Origin of the sequence: Chryseobacterium sp. BIGb0232 (genome assembly GCF_024810195.1) — a bacterium.
GTDB classification, from domain to species: domain Bacteria; phylum Bacteroidota; class Bacteroidia; order Flavobacteriales; family Weeksellaceae; genus Chryseobacterium; species Chryseobacterium pennae.
Genome location: NZ_JANUEH010000009.1, coordinates 204,466 through 231,419, shown reverse-complemented (window position 1 = coordinate 231,419; position 26,954 = coordinate 204,466). Strand labels below are relative to the sequence as shown.

At 38.9% G+C, this 26,954-nt stretch carries 1 protein-coding gene; it reads right to left on the bottom strand.

What is annotated here, in order from left to right; translation table 11 throughout:
* The coding region (locus tag M2372_RS18940; protein WP_259081174.1) for a non-ribosomal peptide synthase/polyketide synthase at positions 1–26,954 on the bottom strand (26,954 nt) is incomplete at its 3' end.

Genomic DNA, 26,954 nt, shown 5'->3' with positions numbered 1-26,954 from the left:
GATGGGTACAATTCCCAAACATGGGCATCAAATACATAGTTTGCATACCATAAACAGTTCTTCTGAACTCCGTTTTCAAGCAATCCGAATTCTCTGGATTCCTGATGAATCAGGTTGGATACATTCCTGTGTTCAACCATTACTCCTTTTGGAAGTCCGGTGGTTCCACTGGTGAAAATAACATAAGCTAAATTATTGGGTTGAGTACTGGTAACAGGATTATTAATGGATTCTGTTTCAAGTGCTGCTTTAAAAGTAATTTCGTCTAATGAAATTATATCTACTGCTTGAGTTTTTAGCTTTTCAATGGTACTTTCCTGACCTAAAATCAATCTTGCTCCGGTGTCCTGAAGAATATGTTCTATTCTATCTGCTGGATAAGAAGGATCCATAGGAACATAGGCTGCTCCGGATTTTAATACTGCTAAAATAGCGATCAGCATATTCTCGGAACGGTCTAAACATAATGGAACGAGTTCGTCTGGCTGAAGGTTATAAGCAGCTATTAAATGGTTGGCTAAACGGTTGGATCTTTCGTTCAGTTCTTTATAAGAAAGCTTGACATCTTTATATACTAAAGCTGTATGATCAGGCGTTATTTCAACCTGATTTTCAAACAGCTCATGAATTGTTTTGTCTGATGGATATGCATTCTCTGTAGCATTCCATTCTTTTACAATCTTTTTATTTTCTTCCGGAGATACAAGGGTAAGATTACCCAGCCTGATATTTTCCAGATTGATAACTTTATCAGCACCAAACACCTGATCGAGAAGGTATACATAAGAATTGATCATGCTAGTGATCGTTTCTTTGGAGAAGATGGTTTTTGCATAATTGAAGAAGCCTTTTATGGTTTCCTCTCCATCATCAATCATCGCTGTCAGGTCAAATTTAGCTACCTGATAGTCTGTCTGTCCCTCAAAAGGATGGAATAATTCTTCTCTGTTATCAGAATTTCCTCCAGAGCTCTGCAGTCCGAACATCACCTGGAAAACAGGATGACGGGACATATCTTTTTCCACTCCCAGCTCTTCTACAAGCTTTTCAAACGGAAGATCCTGATGAGACTGTGCTTCTATAACGGAGGTCGATACCTGAATAATAAAATCTTTAAGACTCTGTTCCGGATCTATTTTTTCTCTTAAAGCAAAGGTATTCACAAAGAATCCGATAATATCTTCAAGTCCTTCATGATGACGGTTCGCAATAGGGCTACCTACCAGAATATCATCCTGACCGGAATACGCTGACAGCATCAGGTAATATCCGCTCAGCATTACACTGTAGAGACTTATTCCCAGTTCTTTAGAGGTATTTCTAAGGTTTGCAGCTACTTTAGGGTCGATAATAAAATCAATGGTATCTCCTTCGTAAGAAACCTGAGCAGGTCTTTTATAATCTGTTGGAAGGTTCAGAGTCTGGAAATCATCCAGCTTTCTTTTCCAATATCCAACCTGGTTATCAAGGCGTTCTCCTGAAAGATAGCTTCTCTGCCATAAAGCAAAGTCTTTGTACTGAATTTTTAATTCCGGAAGTTCATAATGCTGACTATTAACCAAAGCATCATAAACTGTTTGCAGCTCTCTCAGGAATATATCGGTAGACCATCCGTCAAATGCAATATGATGAATGACAACGGTGAGATAATGATCACTTTCTAATCTGAAAAGATTGATGGCTATAGGATATTCTTCATCCAGACGGAAAATCTTAGCTGAAGCAATGTTTATTGCCTCATTCAGTTCTTCTCTTGCATAAACGTGGCGGGTATGAATCTCAGGAGCTTTATCCATTACAATCTGATACCCTTTTCCTTCGTCTGTAGAACGGATAATACTTCGTAGCACTTCATGACGCATTACAATCGTCTCAAGCGCTTTGCATAGCTTCGGAATATTGACTTTTGCATCAAGACGGACAGCCATAGGAATATTGTACGCATTGCTTCCGCCTTCGTAGTTTTCAATAAACCACAGCCTTTCCTGAGCAAATGAAAGTCGCTGTTCTTCTGGTGAGGAGACTTTTACAGGAGCTATAACATCCTGTTCGTTAATATTTTCACCTGCTAAAGCTTCAGAAAGAGAAGCAACTGTTTTGTGAGCAAATACAACGGTTACACTTACTCTTATATCCAGCACTCTTTTGATATTACTGATCAGCTTGATGGCCATGATACTGTTTCCTCCAAGGCGGAAGAAATCATCATAGATACCAATATCTGAAGTATTTAATCCCAGAACATCTCCATAGATCTGACATAGTTTTTCCTGCAGTTCATTTTCCGGAGCTGTATAGGTTTTTTCGCCTGTGAAATCCGGTTCCGGAAGAGCTCTTCTGTCTAATTTACCGTTGATGGTTACCGGAAGTGATGTTAAATGTACAAAAGCGGCAGGAATCATATATTCAGGCAGAGCCTCAGACAGGAATGCAGTAAACTGATCCGGGTCTATAGCCGTTTCTGAAACATAATAGCCTACCAGGTATTTCATTCCTGTATTATTTTCTCTGGCCAATACTACGGACTGTTTTACACCGGAATATTGCAATAAAGTATTTTCTATTTCGCCAAGCTCTATTCTATAACCACGGATCTTCACCTGGAAGTCATTTCTTCCGATATATTCCAGCTCTCCGTTGACATGGTAGCGTACCAAATCTCCTGTTTTGTAAAGGATACCATTTTTACCTTTTCCTTTTTGTTCTAAGGTCTGGAAAGGATTGCTGATGAAACGTTCTGCTGTAAGCTCCGGTCTGTTCAGGTATCCTCTGGTCATTCCTTCTCCGCCAATATAAAGCTCTCCGATAGCTCCTGCAGGTACCGGACGAAGATGATTATTCAATACATATACTGTAGTATTGTTCAGTGGTCGCCCAATGTTGGTATTCTTTCCTTCCGGGTTGACAATGGAGGTGATGGTCACTTCTGTAGGCCCATAGGAATTTACCAGCCTAAAGTCTCTTCCACTTAATTTTTTAAACAAATCTGCCGGCATTGCTTCTCCTCCGGAAATCAGTGTACGCAGGTTCTTAACCTGAGTAAAATCTATGCTCTGTAATACCGTTGGCGTAAGATGTATATAAGAAACATTATGATTATTAAGGGTTTCTATAAACGTTTCTTCGTTGAGTATCTTTTGGTTTTTAATAAATAATAAGCTGCTTCCTTTCAATATTGCAAGCAACATCTGTTGGATGGATGCATCAAATATGTAATTGGCAAACTGAAGGATCACTTCTGTATTTCCTAACTGATAGCGGACAAACAGGTCCTCAATCAGGTTGATCACTCCTTTGTGCTCTACCATTACCCCTTTTGGAAGCCCTGTGGTACCACTGGTATAGATGAGATAGGCAAGGTCATTTGATGTAACCTGAGTGACAGGATTTTCAGCCTTTGAATTTTCAACTTTTTCAAGTATTTCTTTGCTATCAAGCAGAATTGTTTCTGCCGTTTGGGACATGCCCTGCTTTTCTTCTACCTCTTCCTGAGTAAGAATAATTTTTGCTCCGGTATCCTGCAGAATATGTTCAATTCTGTCAATCGGATAAGTTGGATCCATCGGAACATAAGCTGCTCCGGCTTTTAAAACAGCGAGAATAGCGATCAGCATATGCTCTGAACGTTCAATACATAGCGGAACCAGATCATCAGGCTGAAGACCGTAATTTTCAATAAGATAATGAGCCAGACGGTTTGCTCTTTGATTCAGCTCCTGATAGGAAAGCTGTATATCCTCAAATATCAAAGCAATATTATCCGGAGTTTTTTCCACCTGCTCTTCAAACAGCTTATGAATGGTATATTGCTCAGGATAAGCTATTTCTGTAGCATTCCAGTCTATTGTTATCTTCTGATATTGCTCTGAAGTAAGATAGAACAGGTCTTCCGATTTAATATCTGAAGTTTTTAAGAGCTGCTCAAGGACTGTTTCCATTCCCTGAAGCAATTGCTGCATCGTTTCATTTTCAAATAAGAAACTGTCATATTTGATCTTTAACAGTACCTCATCTTCATTTTCATAAGCAACAATTCCTAGTGGATAATCCAGACGTTCTACGGATTCTTTCAATACAAATCCTAATGTTCCCAGCTCGTTATCTTCCTCTCCGTTAGGTACCGGATAGTTTTCATACACAAATAAACTGCTGAAAATTCTTCGTCCATCGTGTTGAAGGCTTGCCAGGTTAACGCTGCTGTGTGTATTCAACTCACTGATTCTGCGCTGAATTTCTGTTATAATATCTACTGCTTTACCATCTTCGTGGTTCACAATCAATGGTAATGTATTGATATAAAGTCCCACTGAAGATTCTATTCCATCTACCGGAATACTTCGCCCGGATACGGTTGTTCCTACAACGGTTGTTGCACTATTGCTATATAAGCTAAGCTGTCTATGCCATAAGAACTGAAGTACAGCATTGACTGTCAATCCATTATCAGATGTGAATTTTTTCAGTTTCTGATACTGCTCCCCTACAATCAGCATTTTTACTGCCTGATGATCTACAATATGTTTATATTCAGCGAGATCAATATGTTTCTGGGATTCTTTAACCAGGCAATTCAGATTTTCCTGATCTTCAAGAAGCCCCATATAGTTTTTCCAGAAGCTGCCGTTCCTGTTTTTATTTTCCTGAAGGAACTTCTGAGCTTCAGCATACGCTTTATCCGGATCGGGAGAAAGGGCTTTTCCTTTTATTAGTGCTAAGTATGCTTCATGAATCATGGTCAGGAATACAGGCATACTCCAGCCATCAAGTATAGCGTGGTGATTGCTGAAAAGGCAAGTATAACGTTGGTCTGCACGTTTGAACAGATAGACTCTGAACAGGCTTCCTTTAGACAGATCATATACTTCAAAACGGTCTTTTTGAGTCGTTTCTGTAATTAAAGATTCCTGATCCTCTTCGGTCATATCCTGAATATCCTGATAACGCCAGTCCAGTATTCCTTTTTTATCAATAACCTGTACAATCTCTTCGCTCCATTCAAATCTAAGTCTCAGTGTTGGAAGCTGTTCCTGGGTATATGACCATGCTTTTTTAAGCATTTCAGGGTTGATTTCAGCAAGATAATCCCATAGGATCTGTACTCTGTAGGCATCATCTTTATCTCCCTGGCTTAAGGCATGGTAAACAAATCCTTCATGTAAACTGTTGGCCAGATAAACGCCTTCAACTTCTCCCGGTTCCTGGATCTGCATCAGTTGCTCTCTTCCAACAATATTTCCTGTATCTGAAGGGGTAAGCCAGTTTCTTTTTTCAGTTACTAACTCATCAACTGTTCGTTGAATATATTCTTTGAATTTTTCTGTCAGAAGATCAACCTGATCCTGTGAAAGATATCCTGAGATTCCGAAGCGAAGCTGCCCGTCTGCAATAGCTCCGTTTACCGTAATAATATCGTTATCACGGTTCTTATCTCCCATAGATTTCCCGCTGTCTTCTCCGGCAATATACCAGGTTTTCTCTCCTGTACTTTCTTCCTGATCAAGCTGTCCGAGATAGTTGAAGCTGATCTTTGGAAGCTCTCTTTCTGTGTAACCAACAAGACTTCCGTAGCCAATTCCGTTATTCGGAATGCTTCTCAGAGATTCTTTGGTCAAAACCACGGTATCTTTTATATCGTTTCCAGCTTTCAGAAGAAGTGGGTACATAGAGGTAAACCAACCAACGGTCTCTGTAATATCCATATTTCCAAATACATCTTCACGCCCGTGCCCTTCAAGCAGAACGGCATGAGCAGACGCACCTGTAAGGTCTGAAAGTGCAGAAGCCAATGCAGATAACAACAAATCGTTGATCTGAGTATGATATACATGATGTACTTCTCTGATCAGCTTTTCTGTATATCCTGCTTCCAGCATAACACTGGAATAATGATATTCCGGAGAGGATATTCCTTTCAGTATATCATTGCTCTCTGCTACTGTATCCGTTATTGTATTCCAATAAGCATGTTCTGTTTCTCTTGATTCAGAATCATCGCTCTTATAGGATTTTATAGCATCAATCCATTGACGGTAGCTGCTTCCTTTTACCGGAACCTCAACGGTATTTCCTTTTTCAAGGGTCTGATATATATTTTTTAAGTCTTCGGTAATAATTCTCCAGCTTACAGCATCGATGATCAGGTGATGAAGTCCAAAGAAAACCCTTGCGCTTCTATCTTCATAACCTTCCATATATCCAATCTGGAATAGCGGCCCCAGTTCAATATCAAACTGCGACTGCCATTCTGTAAGGACACCTGAAAGTGCTTTCGGCTGTGTTTCTGAAACATTCAGATATTTTATTTCCGGTATGGTGTTGATTCCGTATTGCTGGGTATATTTTCCGTTTTCTTTCGGATAATGAATTCTGAAGGCATCATGTTTTTCAATAAGCAGTTTAACACTTTGCTCCAGCAAATCTCTGTTCAGCTCAGGAACTTTAATCAAAAAGGATTGATTCCAGTGATTCAGATCACCTATATATTCCTCTTCTACCAATTGGAAGAACCATTCCTGGATCGGAAGGAATGATAAAGGTCCTGTAAGCGGTCCCTGCTCTGTCAGAATACGGGTTTGTTCTTCTTTTGCTTTATTTTCGATCAGTTCGGAAATATTTTTTACTGATTTTGAAGCAAATACATCTTTAACGCTTATTCTTGTTTCTAAACGCTGTCTTATTCTGCTGACCAGCTGAATACTGATGATACTGTCACCACCGAGTCTGAAGAAATCATCCTGAATACCTATTCCTGAAGCATCCAGCCCAAGAACTTCACCGTAAATCTGACATAATTTTTTCTGTAGCTCAGTTTGTGGAGCGGTGTATTCTTTTCCACCTGTAAATTCTGGTTCAGGAAGCTGCCTTCTGTCCAGCTTTCCATTGATCGTTAACGGTAATGAAGTTAAATGAACAAAAGCTGCCGGTACCATGTATTCCGGTAGAACTTCGGATAAAAATTCGGTGATCTTCTCAACTTCCAAAGCAGCATCGGAAACGTAATAGCCAACCAGATATTTCATTCCTGCCTTATTTTCTTTGGCAAGAACTACAGCCTGTCTTATTTCCGGATATTCCAGTAATCTGTTTTCTATTTCTCCCAATTCGATTCTGTAACCACGGATCTTCACCTGGAAGTCATTTCTTCCGATGTATTCAAGTTCTCCGTCAGGCAGATAGCGAACTAAATCTCCTGTTTTATACAGAATTCCGTTTTTCCCGGATTCTTTTTGTTCTAAAGTCTGGTAAGTGTTCTGTATAAAACGTTCAGCTGTAAGTTCCGGTCTGTTCAGATAACCTCTTGCAATTCCCGCTCCGCCCACATATAATTCTCCTACAGCTCCTACAGGAACGGTACGAAGATGGGCATCAAGGATATACATCGCCTGGTCAGGGATATTTTCTCCAATCAGAGAGGCCTTGTTCAGGTCTTCTACACTTAATTTTTTATAGGTAACATGGACAGTTGTTTCAGTAATTCCGTACATGTTAATCAATTCAGGTTTTGAACGGTAACGTTCATACCATGGTTTTAAAGAGGCAAGGTTTAATGCTTCTCCTCCGAATATCACATAGCGCAGCTCTGTCAGCAGTTCTTCACGCTGAAGGGCTGTATCAATAAACTGATAGAAAGCGGTTGGCGTCTGATTTAAAACAGTAAGCCCTTCTTTCAGACACAGGCTGAAGAATAAATTGGTATCCTTTGTCTGTTCTGAAGATGGTACTAAAAGTTTTCCTCCATACAGTAACGCTCCCCAGATCTCCCATACACTGAAATCAAATACATAGGAATGGAATAAACTCCACACATCCTGATCGTTAAACTGATACCAATGATCGGTTGCACTGAAAAGACGTGCTACATTCCGATGTTCCTGCATTACTCCTTTAGGCATTCCTGTTGTTCCACTGGTATAGATCACATAAGCCATGTGATGTGGTTCTGCCTGAGTTACAGGGTTGGAAATACTGCTGTTTTCAAGAGTTTCCGTTAGTTCATGGCTATCCAGAATAAGCATAGCAGCCGTTTCACCGCAAGCTTCTTTAACGGTTAGCGCTGAACTGTTGTGGGTCAGTACTATTTTTGCACCTGTATCTTCAAGAATATGCTTAATTCTTTCTACCGGATATGAGGTATCCATCGGAACATAGGCTGCTCCGGCTTTTAAAACAGCCAGAATAGCGACAAGCATATCTTCAGAACGTTCAAGGCATAACGGAACCAGATTATCCGGCTGAAGATCATAAGTTGCGATCAGATAGTTTGCCAAACGATTGGAACGTTCATTAAGCTCTTTATAGGATAATCTTATATCCTGATAGACAATAGCTGTGTGATCCGGAGTTTTTTCAACCTGTGCTTCAAATAAGCCGTGAATGGTATTCTGATCTGAATAATGAGTTTCTGAGGCCCATAATTTTGATACGGATTGTTGTTGTTCCTGAGAAATAAGAGTTAATTGAGATAACTTAAGATCTTTTTGTTCTTTAGTATCCGCTATCTGCTCAAGCATAAACAGATAGGAGTTCATCATGTTATTAACTGTTTCTCTGGAGAATACCGATTGAGCATAGTTGAACATTCCATGAATGCTTTCATCACTATCATCAATCATAGTGGTAATATCAAATTTAGCGACTTCATAATCTACCTTTCCTGCAAACGGATAAAGGATTGACTGATTATCGGAAAGGTTTTCGCCAAAGCTTTGAAGACCAAACATCACCTGGAATACTGGATGACGGGATGTATCTTTCTCCACACCCAATTCTTCTACTAATTTTTCAAACGGAAGGTCCTGATAAGACTGTGCTTCTGTTACTGAATGGGCTACCTGCAGGATAAAATCTTTAGTATTTTGCTCCTGATTAATGGTTTCTCTTAACGCTAAGGTATTGACAAAGAAACCTATGAGGTCTTCCAAACCTGGATGATGACGGTTGGCAATAGGACTTCCTACCACAATATCATCCTGTCCAGAATAAGCAGAAAGCATCAGATAATATCCTCCTAAAAGGATGCTGAATAAGCTTACACCAAGATCTTTTGACAATTCCCGTAGTTTTTGGCTCTGCTCTTCATTGATACGGAAATAAATACTGTCTCCGTCATAAGACATCTGAGCCGGTCTCTTGAAGTCTGATGGCAGATCTAGATTCTGGAAACCACCAAGTTTATTTTTCCAGTAATTAACCTGAGTATCCAAGCGTTCACCTGTCAGATAATTTCTCTGCCATAAAGCAAAGTCTTTGTACTGAATTTTTAAAGCCGGAAGATCATGAGTTTTTTCTTCTTTAATGGCTTCATAAATATGAATGACTTCTTTCAGGAATACTCCTGCAGACCATCCGTCAAATGCAATATGGTGAATAACCACAGACAGATAATACTCATTTTCAAGTTTGAAAATATGGATATTAACAGGCAGTTCCTGTTCCAGATTGAAGACTTTATTGGCAATAAGGCTTACTTTTTCTTCCAGTTCAGCCATCGTTTTTACTTCCTCCTGATGGATTACCGGAAGATCGTTTATCACAGCCTGCCAGCCTAAACCATCATCTGTCATACGGATCACGGAATGAAGTACTTCATGACGCATTATAACGGCATCCAAAGCATTACATAATGCCTGCAGATCAGTTTTTTCATCTAAACGGAAAACCATTGGGATGTTATAAGCACTGCTTCCGCCTTCATAATTTTCGATAAACCAAAGCCTTTCCTGAGCAAAGGATAATCTTTGTTCTTCCGGAGAATTTACCGTGACAGGAGTAATAACGATCTGTTCTGCTGCATTATTTTCATCTGCCAACACAAGAGAAAGTGAAGCTATCGTTTTATGACTGAAAACAGTTGCTACAGCAATTTGTGTTCCTAAGACCTGCTTAATCTTACTGATGAGTTTAATAGCCATGATACTGTTTCCCCCCAGTCTGAAGAAGTCATCATGAATGCTGATTGCCTCAGATGGAATTCCCAATACTTCACCATAAACTGTGGATAATTTTCTCTGTAGATCAGTTTCAGGAGCTGTATATTCTTTTCCGCCTGTAAATTCCGGTTCCGGCAACGCTCTCCTATCCAGTTTTCCATTGATTGTTAATGGTAAAGAGGTTAAATGAACAAACACTGCCGGAATCATATACTCTGGTAATGATGCTGATAAATGGTCTGAAATCACATCAGAGTCTATCACATTATCAGACACATAATATCCTGCAAGGTATTTCAGTCCTGCCTGATTTTCTTTAGCTAAAACTACGGTTTGTTTGATTTCAGGATATTGCTGCAGGGTATTTTCAATTTCCCCCAACTCAATTCTGTGTCCTCTTATTTTAACCTGGAAGTCATTTCTTCCGATATATTCCAATTCACCATTTCCTAGCCAACGTACCAAGTCTCCTGTTTTATACAGACGCTCATTTTCTCCTCTTTCTTTCTGTTCCTTGGTCTGGAAAGGATTGGCAATGAAAAGTTCTTCAGTAAGCTCTGGTCTGTTCAGATATCCTCTGGCAATTCCGGCTCCACTGATATACAATTCTCCTATAGCTCCTTCCGGAACAACACGATGGTGCTGATCCAGTACATAAGCGCTCATATTATCGATTGGTCCTCCAATGTTTAATGGATTGTAATCGTCTTTATAATGGTGTAAAGTAGAACAAACAGTTCCTTCTGTCGGGCCATACTCATTAATAAGGATAATATCATCAATATTCTGATCTAAAGACGGGAAGCTTTCTCCTCCTGCAAAAATCAGTTTCAGACTTGTTCCATTTTCAACGATTTCTCTCAACAGAACCGGAGGTATAAATGAAACTTCTATTTTATTTTCATTGATATAGTCATTAAGCTCTCCTACTGAAGTTCTGAGATCATTGCTGTACAACCATAAGGTATTTCCGTTACAAAGCACCGGGAACACTTCATAAACAAAGGCATCAAATACATAATTGGAATAGCATCCTACTTCCTGAAATTCTTCAAGCTGATGGGCTTTTATCATTGATCCAATGAGGTTTATCACTCCACGATGTTCAATCATTACTCCTTTTGGCAATCCTGTTGTTCCACTGGTGTAAATAACATACGCCAGATCTGTAGATTTTGTACTGGTTGCAGGATTATTAGAATCAGCTGTTTCAAGTATTGCTTTAAAACTAACCTCATCCAATGCGATTACATTTGAATGTTCTGTTTTATCAGCCGTTTTTTCTTCTGCCAATATTATTTTTGCCCCTGTATCTTTCAGAATATGATGAATTCTGTCTGATGGATATGAAGGATCCATTGGTACATAAGCCGCACCAGTCTTTAATACGGCCAGAATAGCAATCAGCATATTTTCTGAACGCTCAAGACATAAAGGAACGAGATCACCCGGTTGAAGATGATAAGCTTCAATAAGATGGTTGGCAAGACGGTTAGCTCTTTCGTTTAATTCTTTGTAAGACAGTTTGACATTCTGATATACTATTGCTGTCTGATCCGGAGTTTTTTCAACCTGATTTTCAAGCAGCCCATGAATAGTCATTTCTGATGGATATTCCTTACGGGTAGCATTCCAGTTTTCAGTAATCTTTTTATAGTTTTCCTGTGGAACAAGCTGTAATCCTGAAAGCTCTGTTTTTTCATATTCATCAGTTTCTGCAATCTGATTAAGCAAAAACAGATAAGAATCGATCATATTCTGAATCGTTTCCCTTGAAAATATTGCTTTAGCATAATTGAACATTCCATGGATGTTTTCTCCATTGTCATCAATCATGGTAGTCAGGTCAAACTTCGCTACCTGATAGCCAAGTTCTCCATCAAATGGATAAAACAGAGCCTCTTCATTTTGAATAAGTTCCGTTTCATTCTGTAATCCGAACATTACCTGGAAGACCGGATGTCTTGAAGTATCCTGTTCGATTCCCAGTTCGTCTACTAGTTTTTCAAATGGAAGATCCTGATGTGACTGAGCTTCTGTCACGGATTTTGATACCTGAAGAATAAAGTCTTTAAGACTTTGTTTCGGATCTATTTTTTCTCTTAAAGCGAGTGTATTCACAAAAAATCCGATGATATCCTCTAATCCGGCATGGTGACGGTTAGCAATCGGGCTTCCTACTACAATATCATCCTGTCCTGAATAAGCAGAAAGCATAAGGTAATATCCTCCAAGCATTACACTATAAAGACTTACTCCAAGATCTTTGGATAATTTTCTAAGTTTTTCACCCTGTTCTGCAGTCAGATTGAAGTACAGGTTCTCTCCTTCATATGATATTTGAGAAGGTCTTCTGAAGTCTGTCGGAAGATCAAGATTCTGGAAGTCTTCAAGCTGATTTTTCCAATAGCCGATCTGTTGTTCCAGACGGTCTCCTGTAAGGTAATCTCTCTGCCATAAAGCAAAATCCTTATATTGAATTTTCAATGCTGAAAGTTCAGCAACCTCTCCTTTAATCAGGTTATTGTAAATCGTCTGCACTTCGTTCAGGAATATATCGGTAGACCATCCGTCAAAAGCAATGTGGTGGATGACAATGGATATATAAGTCTGATTTTCAAATGTAAATAATTCTATATGTACCGGAATTTCTTCATCAAGGTTAAATACCCTATTGGCGCATTGATTGATACACTGATCGAGATCTTTTCTGGTATGTACTTCTGTTGTTTTAATTTCCGGAAGTAAGTCTGTAACCACCTGATATCCTATTCCTTCTTCAGTTGTTCTAATAACTGAACGAAGTACTTCATGGCGGTTTACAACAGTCTTTAAGGCCATACTTAAAGCATCAATATCTGTTTTTTCATCCAGAACAGCGGCCATCGGAATGTTGTAGGCATTGCTGCCTTTTTCATAAGCTTCTATAAACCAAAGCCTTTCCTGAGCAAAGGATAATCTCTGCTCTTCCGGGGTATTTATTTTAACAGGTTTTAAGCTTATCTGCTCTGTTGGATTATTGTCTTCCATCAGAGCTTTTTCTAAGGTAGCTACTGTTTTATTACTGAAGACTTTAGCAACATTTACTTGTAATTCTACACTCTGTTTGATCTTGCTGATTAGTTTGATCGCCATGATACTATTCCCTCCTAATCTGAAGAAATCATCATGGATACTAATATTTTCTGCATTCAATCCCAGCACTTCTCCATAAATCTCTACAAGCTTTTTCTGCAGGTCATTTTGAGGTGCTGTGTATTCTTTATTTACGGTAAATTCAGGTTCAGGAAGCTGCTTTCTGTCAAGCTTACCATTGATCGTCAGTGGTAACGTGGTCAGATGCATAAATGCAGCGGGTATCATGTACTCAGGGAGTGTCTCTGACATAAATTCTGAAATCAGACGAGTGTCTATTCCTGTATCAGCAACATAGTACCCTACAAGATATTTCAGTCCGGCATTGTTCTCTTTCACCAGAACTGTTCCCTGGCGAATTCCCGGATACTGCAGTAATCTGTTTTCTATTTCTCCCAGCTCTATACGGAATCCTCTTATTTTTACCTGGAAATCGTTTCTTCCGATATAATCAATATTTCCGTCCGGAAGCCAACGTACAAGGTCTCCGGTTTTATAAATCCTGCTGTTTTCACCTTTGATTTTCTGCTCTTCTGTTTGGAAAGGATTATGAACAAATCGTTCTTCGGTAAGATCAGGTCTGTTCAAATATCCACGGGCTACTCCGATTCCTCCAATATAGAGCTCACCTACAGCACCTACCGGAACCGGACGGTAAAACTGATCCAGAACGTATATACTTGTATTATTGAGTGGGCGACCAATACAGTTGATATCACGGTTGGTATTTACAAGGGAAGTAATGGTAACTTCTGTAGGCCCATAAGAATTGACAAACAGGAAGTCTCCTTTCTTCAATTTGTTATACAGATCTGCCGGCAAAGCTTCCCCTCCGGAATCTAATGTTCGTACAGTTTCCACCGTTGTAACATCTATATTTTGTAATACAGAAGGTGTAAAAGGCAGATAGGTTACTTTATGCTCTTTTAATTTTCTGATATATTCCTCTTCATTCAGCATTTCCTGATTGTCTATGAACAGTAATTGACAGCCATTCAATAATCCTAAGAAAATCTGCTCTACCGAGGCATCAAATACATAGTTGGCAAACTGAAGAATAATTTCGGATTCATTCAGGTTATAGCGGGTATAAAGATCGCTAACCAGGTTTATCACTCCTGTATGCTCAATCATTACTCCTTTAGGCATTCCTGTTGTTCCACTGGTGTAGATCACATAAGCCAGGTCGTCTGCCTGAGTTTGAGTAACCGGATTATCAATACTGCTGTTTTTAAGCTTTTCTATCAGTTTTTCATCATCTAACAACAGAATTTCTGCTTTTGCTGACTGAATTTCATTGAATTTTGCCTCAACACTATTCTGGGTGATAACTATTTTTGCCTGTGTATCCTGAAGAATGTGTTCCATTCTGTCTGTTGGATAGGTAGGATCCATCGGAACGTAAGCTGCTCCGGATTTTAATACGGCTAAAATAGCAATCAGCATGTTTTCTGAACGCTCAAGACATAAAGGAACAAGATCATCCGGCTGGAGATCGTAAGTATTGTTCAGATAGTTGGCAAGATTGTTTGCACGTTCATTAAGCTCTCTATAAGATAAGGTTACATCCTGATATACCAAAGCTATGCGATCCGGTGTTTTAGCTGTCTGCGCTTCAAACATACTTTGGATGGTTTTTCCGGTTGGAAATTCAGTCCAAGTATTGTTCCAGTCCAGGATTATTTTTTTCTCATCTTCGGAAGTGATATAAGACAGATCTTTGGAATTCATTTCAGGATCTTCCAATAGCTGATTCAGAATTGTTTTCATGCCTTTGAGCAGCTGATTCATCATTCCATTATCAAACAGATGTCCTTCATAGCTTATCACCAGTGAAACCCTCTCGTCACGCTCAAAAGCTGTTACTCCCAGCGGATAATCCAGTCTTTCTACTGCATCTCTGAATACAAATCCTAATTCGTTGTTATTTTCTCCCTGAGGAACAGGATAGTTTTCATACACAAATAAGCTGCTGAAAATTCTGCGTCCGTCACGCTGAAGGGCGGCCAGGTTAACATCACTATGACTATTAAGCTCACTGATATTCTCCTGTATTTTTATAATATGATCTTTGACTTTACCTTCTTCATGGGTTACAATAAGTGGTAAAGTATTGATGTAAAGTCCTGCAGAAGATTCTATTCCGTCAACAGGAAGGTTTCTTCCGGATATGGTGGTTCCCACTACAGTAACTTCCGAGTTGCTGTAGATCTTCAATTGGTTATGCCACAAATACTGCAAGACAGCATTTACAGTAAAGCCATTTGCCTGGGTAAATTCTTTTAATTGCTGATATTGCTCACCTTCTATCAAAAGTTCTACATCCTGATGGTCTTTGATATGCTTATAAATACCCAGATCTGTATGCCTTTGACTTTCTTTCAACAGATTAGTCAGATCTTCCTGATCTTCAATCTGATCCATATAACTTTTCCAGAAACTGCTGCTGATCTCTTTATTTTGCTGCAGATATTTTTGGGTATCTGTATAGGCTGTATCAGCTACAAGCTCAGGCTGATGATTTTTGTTCAGTTGAAGATAAGATTCATGAACACTGTTCAGAATAACAGGTAAGCTCCATCCATCCAGAATTGCATGATGGTTACTTAGCAAGCAACTATAATGGTTTTCTCCTCGTTTGAAAAGGTAAACTCTGAAAAGGTTTCCTTTGGATAAATCATAAACCTCAAAGCGGTCATTTTGTGTTATTTCTTCAATCAGGCTATTCTGATCCTCTTCATTGATGCTGCTGATATCCTGATACCTCCAATCCAGATTTCCTTTTTTATCGATAACCTGAACGATTTCTCCATTCCAGTTAAATTTTATTCTTAATGCAGGATATCGTTTTTGGGTAAATTCCCACGACTTTTTCAGATTTTCAGGTATGATTTCGGCAAAATAATCCCAAATCAGCTGTACACGATAGGCATCATCTGTTTCACCCTGATTTAGAGCGTGGTATACAAATCCTTCCTGTAAACTGTTAGCCAGATAAATTCCTTCTATTTCACCTTCTTTCTGAATATCTGCAAGCTGACTTTCTTCAACTACATAATCTACATCGGATGGAGTCAAAAAGCTTCTGTTTGTCTGTGAAAGCCAGTCAATAACTTCCTCTATTTTTGTTTTAAAAGATTCTGAGAACTGACTAATCTGCTTATCCTTCAGATGACCGGAAATTTTAAACTGAAGCTTACCGCCTATGACAGCACCATTGATACTGATATAATAACTGTCTTTATTTTTATTTCCAATGCTCAGCCCACTGTCTTCAGCAGCAATAAACCAGTTTTTTTCTCCCGTTTCCTGATCCAGTTGTCCCAGATAATTAAAGCTGATTTTAGGCAACTCGTGCTCTGTATAGCCTATCAGGCTTCCATAGCCGATTCCGTTGTAAGGAATACTTCTCAGTGATTCTTTAGTTCCAATTACAGTATCTGCCCAATCCTCTCTTTTGGTTAAAAGCATCGGATACATAGAAGTAAACCAACCTACTGTTTCTGTAATATCAAGATGATTGGATATTTCTTCGCGGCCATGGCTTTCCAGAACAACAGAATGATTTTCCTGTCCGGTTAATTCTGAAAGCGCAAGAGATAATGCAGAAAGTAATAGATCATTGATTTGTGTATTGTAGACCTGATGAACTCCTCTGATTAGCTTTTGCGTTGTTTCTTCAGATACCATCAATTGACTCTGCTGGTAATCTTCACCTATGAAAAGTTCCAGATTTCTATTATTCTCTGCAACAGTATCTGCAATAGTATTCCAACGAGAATGCTCCTGTTCCTGAGATTCTGATCTGTATGTTTTTACAGCTTCTACCCACTGACGATAGCTGGTTCCTTTGGTATAGGATGTAATTGTTTTTATATCTCCTTTTTCAAGAGACTGATAAATATTCTTTAAATCTTCTGTGATAATTCTCCAACTTACAGCATCAATAATCAGGTGATGGAATGCAAAATAAATCCTTGCACTACCATCCTGATAACCATCAATATATCCAATACTATATAACGGACTGCTTTCAATATCAAAATGAGACTGCCAATCAGTAAAAACCCCTGATATTTCTTCCTGATTCAGGCCTGAAATATTGAGATAATTGATTGAGAGTGTTTTCGCTTCACTATACTGTTGGATATATTTTCCGTTCTTATGCTGATACTGAAGTCTGAGGCCATCATGTCTTTCAATCAGATATTGTACAGACTGTTCCAACAGCTCCTTATCAAGTTTTGGAACATTAATGAGGAAGGCCTGATTCCAGTGGTTGAAATCTTCTAAATATCCTGATTTTATCTGATTGAAAAACCATTCCTGAATCGGTAAAAGTGGAACTTCGCCCTGTAATAATCCCTGTTCTGAAACGATGTGGTTTTCCTCTTCTTTCTTTTTATTCTCTATCAGTAATGCCAGAGAAGCTGTAGTACGGGCAGCAAAAACTTCTTTAACACTCAGTCTTATTTCCATCTGCTGACGGATTCTTCCTACCAACTGAATGCTGATAATACTGTCTCCACCCAATCTGAAGAAATCATCATGAATGCCGATACTGCCTGAAGAAAGACCTAAAACCTCACTATAGATCTGACATAATTTTTTCTGCAGCTCTGTTTCCGGAGCTGTATATTCTTTATTTCCGGTAAAATTGGGTTCCGGCAATGCTCTTCTGTCCAGTTTACCATTGATTGTCAATGGAAAAGAGGTTAAATGAACAAATGCCCCCGGTACCATATATTCCGGTAAGGATTGAGATAAATACTCTGAAAGGATTGCTGAATCTATAGGGTTTTCAGAAACATAATACCCTGCAAGATATTTTAAGCCTGCATTATTTTCCTTAGCCAATACTGCTGACTGACGGATTCCCGGATAGGTTAACAGTTTATCCTCAATCTCACCTAATTCGATTCTATAGCCGCGGATCTTTACCTGGAAGTCATTCCTTCCGATATATTCCAGCTCACCATTCGATAACCAACGCACAAGGTCACCTGTTTTATACAGACGTCCATTTTCTTCTTTTGTCTTCTGATCTAAAGTCTGGAAAGGGTTTTTGATAAAACGTTCCTCTGTAAGGTCAGGTCTGTTCAGATAGCCTCTTGCGATTCCTGCTCCTCCTACATAGAGCTCTCCCACTCCTCCTACAGGAACAGGTCTTAAGTGTTGGTCTAAAACATAAACTTTTACATTCCCGATCGGACCTCCTATATTTAACGGATTTTCATCCTCGTTATAATGATGCAAGGTTGCACATACGGTACTTTCTGTTGGTCCATAAGCATTGACCAAATCTACTCCATGTTTTTTATACAGAGCCATGACCTGTGGATTGGTGATATCACCGGCAACCAAAAGCGTTTCTAAAGGAAGGATGTATTCTTTAGTTAATAGAACCGGTGGGATGGTAGCAACTTTAATATCTTTTTCTATTATATATTGTTGTAATCCAACCAGGTCTGTTTGGGTTTCTTTATTCAGAAGATGTACAGACTGTCCATGTACAAGCGCCGGGTATAATTCAGCAACATGGGCATCAAATACATAGTTGGCATACCAAAGACAGTTTTTCTGCAGAACAGGCTGTTCAGAGATAAATCCATATTCTTTAGCATGCTGCTGTATCAAATTGGCTACTCCTTTATGCTCTATCAGTACTCCCTTAGGCATACCTGTTGTTCCACTGGTGTAAATTACATACGCTAAATTATTACTCTTAACGTTGGTAACAGGACTATTAGAATCAAAGGTTTCAAGTATTGCTTTAAAGGTAACCTCATCCAATGCAATGGCATCAGCAGCTTGATTTTCCAGCTGTTTCATTGTACTTTCCTGCCCTAAAATAACCCTGGCTTTCGTATCCTGAAGGATATGTTCAATTCTTTCTGACGGATAAGAAGGGTCCATTGGAACATAACCAGCACCAGCTTTCAATACAGCCAGTATGGTCATCAGCATATTCTCGGAACGTTCCAGACATAAAGGAATCAGATCATCCGGCTGAATATCATACGTATTGATCAGATAATTTGCCAGGCGGTTTGATTTCTCATTCAGTTCCTGATAAGACCATTCAATGTCCTGATACACTAAAGCTGTAGCATCAGGTGTTTTTGCCACCTGATCTTCAAACAATTGATGGATTGTTTTATCAGAAGCATAGTCAGAAATTATTTCATTCCAATCTTCTGTGATCTGGCTGTAATTTGAATCTTCCAGAAGACGGAATTCATTGATTTTTATATTCTTATCGCTACTCTCTCCTATTTTAGCTAATTGATCCAGAAGAAGAACGTAAGTATTCTGCATTCTCAGAATCGTTTCTTTTTTGAAAAGAGAGGTCGCATAATTGAATATTCCTCTGATTGTTTCTTCGCCGTCATCAATCATCGTCGTCAGATCGAACTTTGCAGCCTGATAATTGATCTCATGATGTAAAGGGGTAAATACAGCTTCACTATCAGCATTCATTCCGAAGCTCTGAACCCCAAACATCACTTGGAAAACAGGATGTTTTGAAGTGTCCTGTTCTATATCTAGTTCTTCTACCAGCTTTTCAAATGGCAACTCCTGATAAGACTGCGCTTCTGTTATTGATTTTGAAATCTGAAGAATAAAGTCTTTAAGCTCCTGCTCTGCATTGATCTTCTCTCTCAGTGCCAGCGTATTTACAAAGAAACCGATCATATCTTCAAGACCTTCATGATGACGGTTTGCAATCGGACTTCCCACCACAATATCTTCCTGCCCTGAATAAGCAGAAAGCATCATGTAATATCCACCTAACATCACGCTGTATAAGCTTACTCCCCATTCTCTGGAAATAGCTCTCAATCCTAGACCTACTTCCGGAGAAAGGCTAAAATGAACGCTTGCTCCGTCATAAGAGATATTGGCTGGTCGTTTGAAATCTAAAGGCAAACTAAGTGCCTCAAAGTCTTCAAGATTATTTTTCCAGTAGTTGATCTGTTTCTTCAGTGTCTCTCCTGTAAGATAATTTCTCTGCCATAAAGCAAAGTCTTTATACTGAATATTTAATGCCGGAAGCTGAGGACTTTCTCCTTTAGCAAAAGCATTGTATATAATTTGTACTTCTTTTAAGAACAGATCGGCAGACCATCCGTCAAATGCAATGTGATGAACCACAACAGACAGGTAATGATCTTTCTCCCATCTGAAAATGGTAGTTTCCACCGGAATTTCTTCTTCAAGACGGAATATTTTATGGGCACACTGATCTATGCTGTTCTCCAGTTCTTCTTTGGATTCAACTTCTCTATAATGAAGTTCAGGAACAAAATCTGTAACCACCTGATAGCCCACTCCATTTTCCGCAGTACGGATTACGGAACGAAGTACTTCGTGGCGCATTACTACAGTCTCTAATGATCTCTGAAGAATATCCAGTTCTATTCCTTTGCCTAATCTGAAAGCCATTGGAACATTGTAAGCGTTACTTCCGCCTTCAAAGTTTTCTATAAACCATAATCTTTCCTGTGCAAAAGACAGTCTCTGCTCTTCAGGAGAAGAAACCTCTACCGGAACAATAGTTTCCTGAATATCCGTAACAGCATTACTTCCAATAATGTTGGAAAGGGAAGCTACTGTTTTATGAGTAAACACAACTGCTACTCCTATTGATATATCTAACGTTTTTTTGATGCTGCTGATCAATCTTATGGCCATGATACTGTTTCCTCCCAAACGGAAGAAATCTTCATGAATTCCAATGACTGAGGCTTCCAGACCCAAAACGTCTGCATAGATCTGACATAGTCTTTCCTGTAACTTATTCTCAGGAGCTGTATAGCCTCTGCTGATTGTAAATTCTGGTTCTGGTAATTGTTTTCTGTCCAGTTTTCCATTGATCGTTAACGGAAGCTGTTCAAGATATACATACACACTCGGAATCATATATTCTGGTAGAGTTTCTGCCAAAAATTCTGAAATCACATGAGATTCTATCACTGAATCTGATACGTAATATCCGGCAAGATATTTCAATCCTGCTTTATTGGTTTTTGCAAGAACTACTGACTGTCGGATTGCCGGATTTCCCTGTAGCTTGTTTTCAATCTCTCCTAACTCAATCCTATAACCACGGATCTTTACCTGGAAGTCGTTACGTCCGATGTATTCTAACTCTCCATCAGCATGGTATTTTACTAAATCCCCTGTTTTATAAAGTTTTCCGTTTTTACCTTGTTTTTTCTGCTCTTCTGTCTGAAAAGGATTTGAAATAAAGCGTTCCGAAGTCAGCTCCGGCCTGTTCAGATAGCCTCGTGCAATGCCAGCTCCACCAAGATAAAGTTCTCCAACAGCACCTAACGGAACCGGACGGTGAAGGGCATCCAATACATACACTGAAGTATTTCCCACAGCATGTCCGATCAAATGCACATCTCCATGTTCTACTTTTTTGTAGGTTGCATAAATTGTAGCTTCTGTTGGCCCGTAAAGGTTATAAAGGGTTGTATATTCTGACCAGTATTTTCCTGTTTCGTAATCACATGGTTCTCCGGCATACAGTAATCCTTTGAGGTTGGGGTATTGTATACGGGGCAATACGGATAACATTACCGGTGGTAAATAGGCATACGCTATCTGATGATCAAGTAAATATCTGCTTATTGAGTCTGCATCTTTTTTAATGGTTTCATCCAATACATGCAGCTCATTTCCATATAATAAAGCATTAAAAAATTCTGATACCGAAACATCAAATACGTAAGATGTATAAGCCGTTATCTTTTCATTTTCACTGAACCCATAAGCATCTCTTATCTGGGTCACTACATTCACCACACTTTTGTGCTCTATCATTACGCCTTTAGGAACACCTGTAGTCCCACTGGTATAAATTACATAAGCAAGATGGTGTGACTTCGTTTCAGTCTCCGGATTTTCAGCATTACTTTTTTCAATAAGTTCTCTGAAAGAGACCTCATCCAAGGCAATAATGCTCTTCGTAAGGTCTATATTCTGGATTTTTTCAGCTATTTCTTCCTGGGTAAGAATGATTTCTGTATTGGTATCATCCAGAATGTGTCTTATTCTGTCTGCCGGATAGGATGGATCCATCGGAACATAAGCCGCCCCGGTTTTCAGGACAGCAAGAATGGCCACAATCATATCTTCTGAGCGTTCCAGAAATAAAGGAATCATATCCTCAGGCTGAGGATTATAGGTTTCAATAAGATAATGGGCAAGTCGGTTCGCTTTGGTATTCAGCTCATGATAAGACAACTGTACATTCTGGTATACCAATGCTGTACGATCCGGAGTTCTTTGTACCTGATCTTCAAATAGCCTGTGAAGGGTATGTGATTCCGGATAGGCTATTTCTATTGTATTCTGATCTTCTATAATCTTTTTATGATCTTTATTAGTCATCAAATGAAGACCACTGATCTTAAAGCTTTCTTCTTTTTGACTTCTAAGGCTAAGGCTCACAAGTTGCTCTAGAAGAATCACATAAGTCTCTTTCATACGCAGAATCGTATCTCTGTTGAAAAGGGATACTGCATAATTAAATATTCCACGTACTGTTTCTCCATTATCATCGATCATCATAGTCAGATCAAACTTCGCTGTCTGATAATCAATATCACCATCAAAAGGAAGCAGTATGGCTTCATCAGCATTGGCTGTATATATTCCGCCATCAAAGCTCTGAAGCCCAAACATCACCTGGAAAATCGGGTGACGGGACATATCCTGATCTATATTCAGCTCTTCTACCAGTTTTTCAAACGGAAGATCCTGATGAGACTGTGCTTCCATTACCGATTGAGAAACCTGTAAAATAAAGTCTTTAATTTCCTGTTCGGGATCTATTTTTTCTCTTAATGCCAGCGTGTTAACAAAGAACCCAATGATATCTTCCAAGCCAGCATGGTGACGATTGGCAACAGGACTTCCCACAATAATATCATTCTGCCCCGAGTAAGCTGACAACATCAGCGAATACCCACTCAGCATCACACTGTATAAACTTACGCCTAAATCTTTTGAAAGCTCTCTCAGGTCTGTTACAAGATCTGTTGGCAAATTGAAATATTCCGTAGCTCCTTTATAGGAGGTTTGTGTTGGTCTTTTAAGATCCAAGGGAAGATCCAGAGTCTGGAAGCCTTCAAGTTTATCTTTCCAGTAATGTATCTGCTGATCGAGAGTTTCTCCTGCAAGATAATTTCTCTGCCATAAAGCAAAGTCTCTGTATTGAATAGGTAAAGCCTTAAGTTGTGGTGTTTTCCCTTCTGCAAGACTATGATAAATATTGTTAAATTCTTTGATGAAAATATCCGTAGACCAGCCATCAAAAGCAATATGATGAACTACAACGGATAAGTATTTCTGATCTTTCAGAGTGAAAAGGGAGACATTTAATGGGAGTTCTTCTTCTAACCGGAAGATGGTATTATTAGCTATATTGATCTTCTCATCCAATTCCTCTTTTGTCTGAACATCCTGTATAGAAAGCTGAATATTTTGCTCAGTAACCATCTGATATCCTATTCCATCTTCTGTGGATCGGATTATACTGCGCAATACTTCATGACGATGAATCAATAGTTCAAAAGACTGTTGAAGAAGTTCTGCCTGCACATGATTTCCAAGCTGAAATACCATCGGAATATTGTAAGCATTACTTCCTTCCTCATATTTTTCAATAAACCAAAGTCTTTCCTGAGCAAAAGATAAACGCTGTTCTTCCACGGAACCCACCAGTACAGGTGTAATTTTTTCCTGTTGAGCAATATTATTTTCTCCACTTAATACCTCAGCAAGGGAAACAACCGTTTTATGACTGAAAACCATGGCCACATTAGACTGTAGTTTCAATTCATACTGTATTTTACTGATGAGCTTTATTGCCATGATACTGTTTCCTCCCAGACGGAAGAAATCATCATAAATACTGATGGTTTCACTATTCAATCCAAGTATTTCACCATAGATCCGGCAAAGCCTGTCCTGTAATTCATTCTGTGGGGCAGTATATTCTCTGTTCCCTGTAAATTCAGGCTCCGGAAGCTGCTTTCTGTCCAGTTTTCCGTTTACAGTAAGCGGAAGCTCCGTAAGATGTACAAAAGCTCCGGGAATCATATATTCCGGAAGAACCCCGGAAAGAAATACTGCAAGATCTTCAGTATTCAATTCATTATCAGAAACATAATATCCGGCAAGATATTTCATTCCTGTTTTGTTTTCTTTCACCAGAACCACCGATTGTTTTACTCCGGGAAACTGATGAAGTTTATTTTCTATTTCTTCCAGCTCAATTCTGTATCCTCTGATTTTTACCTGGAAGTCATTACGTCCGATATATTCAATATTTCCATCAGGAAGCCAGCGTACAAGGTCACCGGTTTTATAAAGCTTGTCATCTTCATCCTGAAGAGGATTTTCTATAAAACGTTCCGCAGTCAGATCTGGTCTGTTAAGATACCCCCTTGTAATACCTGCTCCGCCAAGATAAAGCTCTCCAACAGCTCCTACAGGCACTGGCTGAAGATATTTGTCCAAAACATAAGTCGTTGTATTTCCTACCGGTCGCCCGATAAGATGCACATCTCCATGGTGTACCTTTTTATAAACAGCATAAATAGTAGCTTCGGTAGGACCATAAAGATTATATAGGCTGGTATATTCTGACCAATATTTTCCTGTTTCATAATCACAGGGTTCACCTGCATACAGCAACCCTTTTAAAGATGGATATTCCACTCGTGGTAATACGGAAAGCATTACCGGAGGCAGATAAGCATATGTTATTTCATTGAAGAGTAAATATCTGCTGATAGAATCTGCATCTTTCTTGATATCTTCTCCTAATATGTGCAGCTCATTTCCATAGAATAAAGCATTGAAAAATTCGGAGACGGATACATCAAATACATAAGAAGTATAGGCTGTTATCTTTTCTCCTTTACTGTAACCATAAGCCTCCTGTACCTGATCTACCAGATTAACTACATTTTTATGCTCTACCATTACTCCTTTAGGAACTCCTGTGGTTCCGCTGGTGTAGATCACATAGGCCATATTATCCGGACTTACATCCATAGAAAGATTATCGGAATTCATTTCCGCCATTACATTCTGGAAGGTAGAATCATCTAATATAACAACATCAGTATCAACTGGTTGAACTTTTTCTTGTGTTGAATATTGGGCCAATACTATTTTAGCTCCGGTATCACTAAGAATATGCTCAACTCTGTCTGAAGGATATGACGGATCCATCGGAACATAGGCTGCTCCAGCCTTTAAAACGGCAAGAATAGCAACCAGCATATTTTCTGAACGTTCCAGGCATAAAGGAATCAAATCTTCAGACTTAAGATCATAAGTCTTAACAAGGTAATTTGCCAGCCGGTTTGCCCTTTCATTCAGATCTTTGTAAGTAAGCCTAGTTTGATGGAATACAAGTGCGGTATTATCCGGCGTTCTGGCTGCCTGCTCTTCAAATAATTGATGAATTGTCCCCTTTACAACGTGATCAGAACCTGTGTTATTCCAGTCTTTGATTACTGCCTGGAATGCTTCATCTTTTAAAAGCTGATAATGGGTTATTAAACTTTCTGTTTTTCCTTCCAGTAACTCTTCAAGGATATCGATAAACAGTTTTTGATAAATTTCAGTAAAATTAAATACCAGCTCCTGGCTGAGTACCTGATTAGCATACCGGACTTTATAGTTGAGTTGCCCGTTTCTTACCTCCTGTTCGAATGACAGCTTTCCTACAAGATCCACATTCAGATCGCTATTGATAATGACATCATTTGCGCCCTCATAATGAATCACCACATCTTTAAGACTGGTTTGTACAAATCCATATTCTAGAATATCAGAAGTAGGGGCATAGCTGATTAAATCTTCAACCGGAAAGTATCGGGCTTTGCTTATTTTTAACTGATTGGTATATTCTATATTCTGATCAATAAGATCCTGAAGTGAAGTATCTTTATTGAATCTATACCCTTTTAAAACCGTATTGATATGGGCTCCAAAGATAAAATCCTGGCCTTCCGTAATCCCAACCGGATAGTTAATCACTAGATTATCTACTCCTGAAATTTTGTGCAATAAGACAGCTAACACCAATTGTCCGTACGTATAAGGTGTAAGTTTATATTTTGATGTTAATTGTCTTACTTTTGAAAAAGTAGATTCGGGAAAGCTGAAGCGAAGTTCACTTATCGGGTTCTTGGGATATTCTGAATTGTTTTCTGAGATTGACTCTGAAGATTTATTTTTTAAAAATTTAAATCCAATATTTTCTACCTCTTTCAGATTGGTTTTCCAGAAATCTGACATTTCAGATTTTCCTTTTTCCAGTGTTTCTTCGAGTTGGATTCGTAGATTTTCATATAGTTTTTCCTGCTCTGTAAGATTAATTGGATTCTCATAGTCAGGATGGTTATAATATGTACTCAGTTCCGTATAAATACTGTTAGCACTCAATCCATCTACAAGGATATGGGAAAAGATATGGATAATTCTATATCCACCATTTTTTAGTTGGATGGCATAGAATCTGGCAAGCTGATCATTTTCCAGATCAAAAGGCTGTAATGCCAGTTGCAGAATTTCTTCGGGGCTTGGCTCCTGGGAAATAAATGTCAATATCTGATCGCTTTCCAACAGTAACGGTCTTCTTTTCCAGAATAGATCTCCTGATTGACTGATTACATTGCTGTTGAGCAGCAATTGATTATTAACAAATCTTACTAAGCTTATATTGAGTCTCTGAATGTCTATGATACCAGACATTGACTGGTCAAATATAATATTATAATCACTTCGGGAAGGGTTCAGCATCCATTCGTTGAAAAAAATGGACTGGTATGGGGTTAGCTTCATAAGGGATGCTTCCAT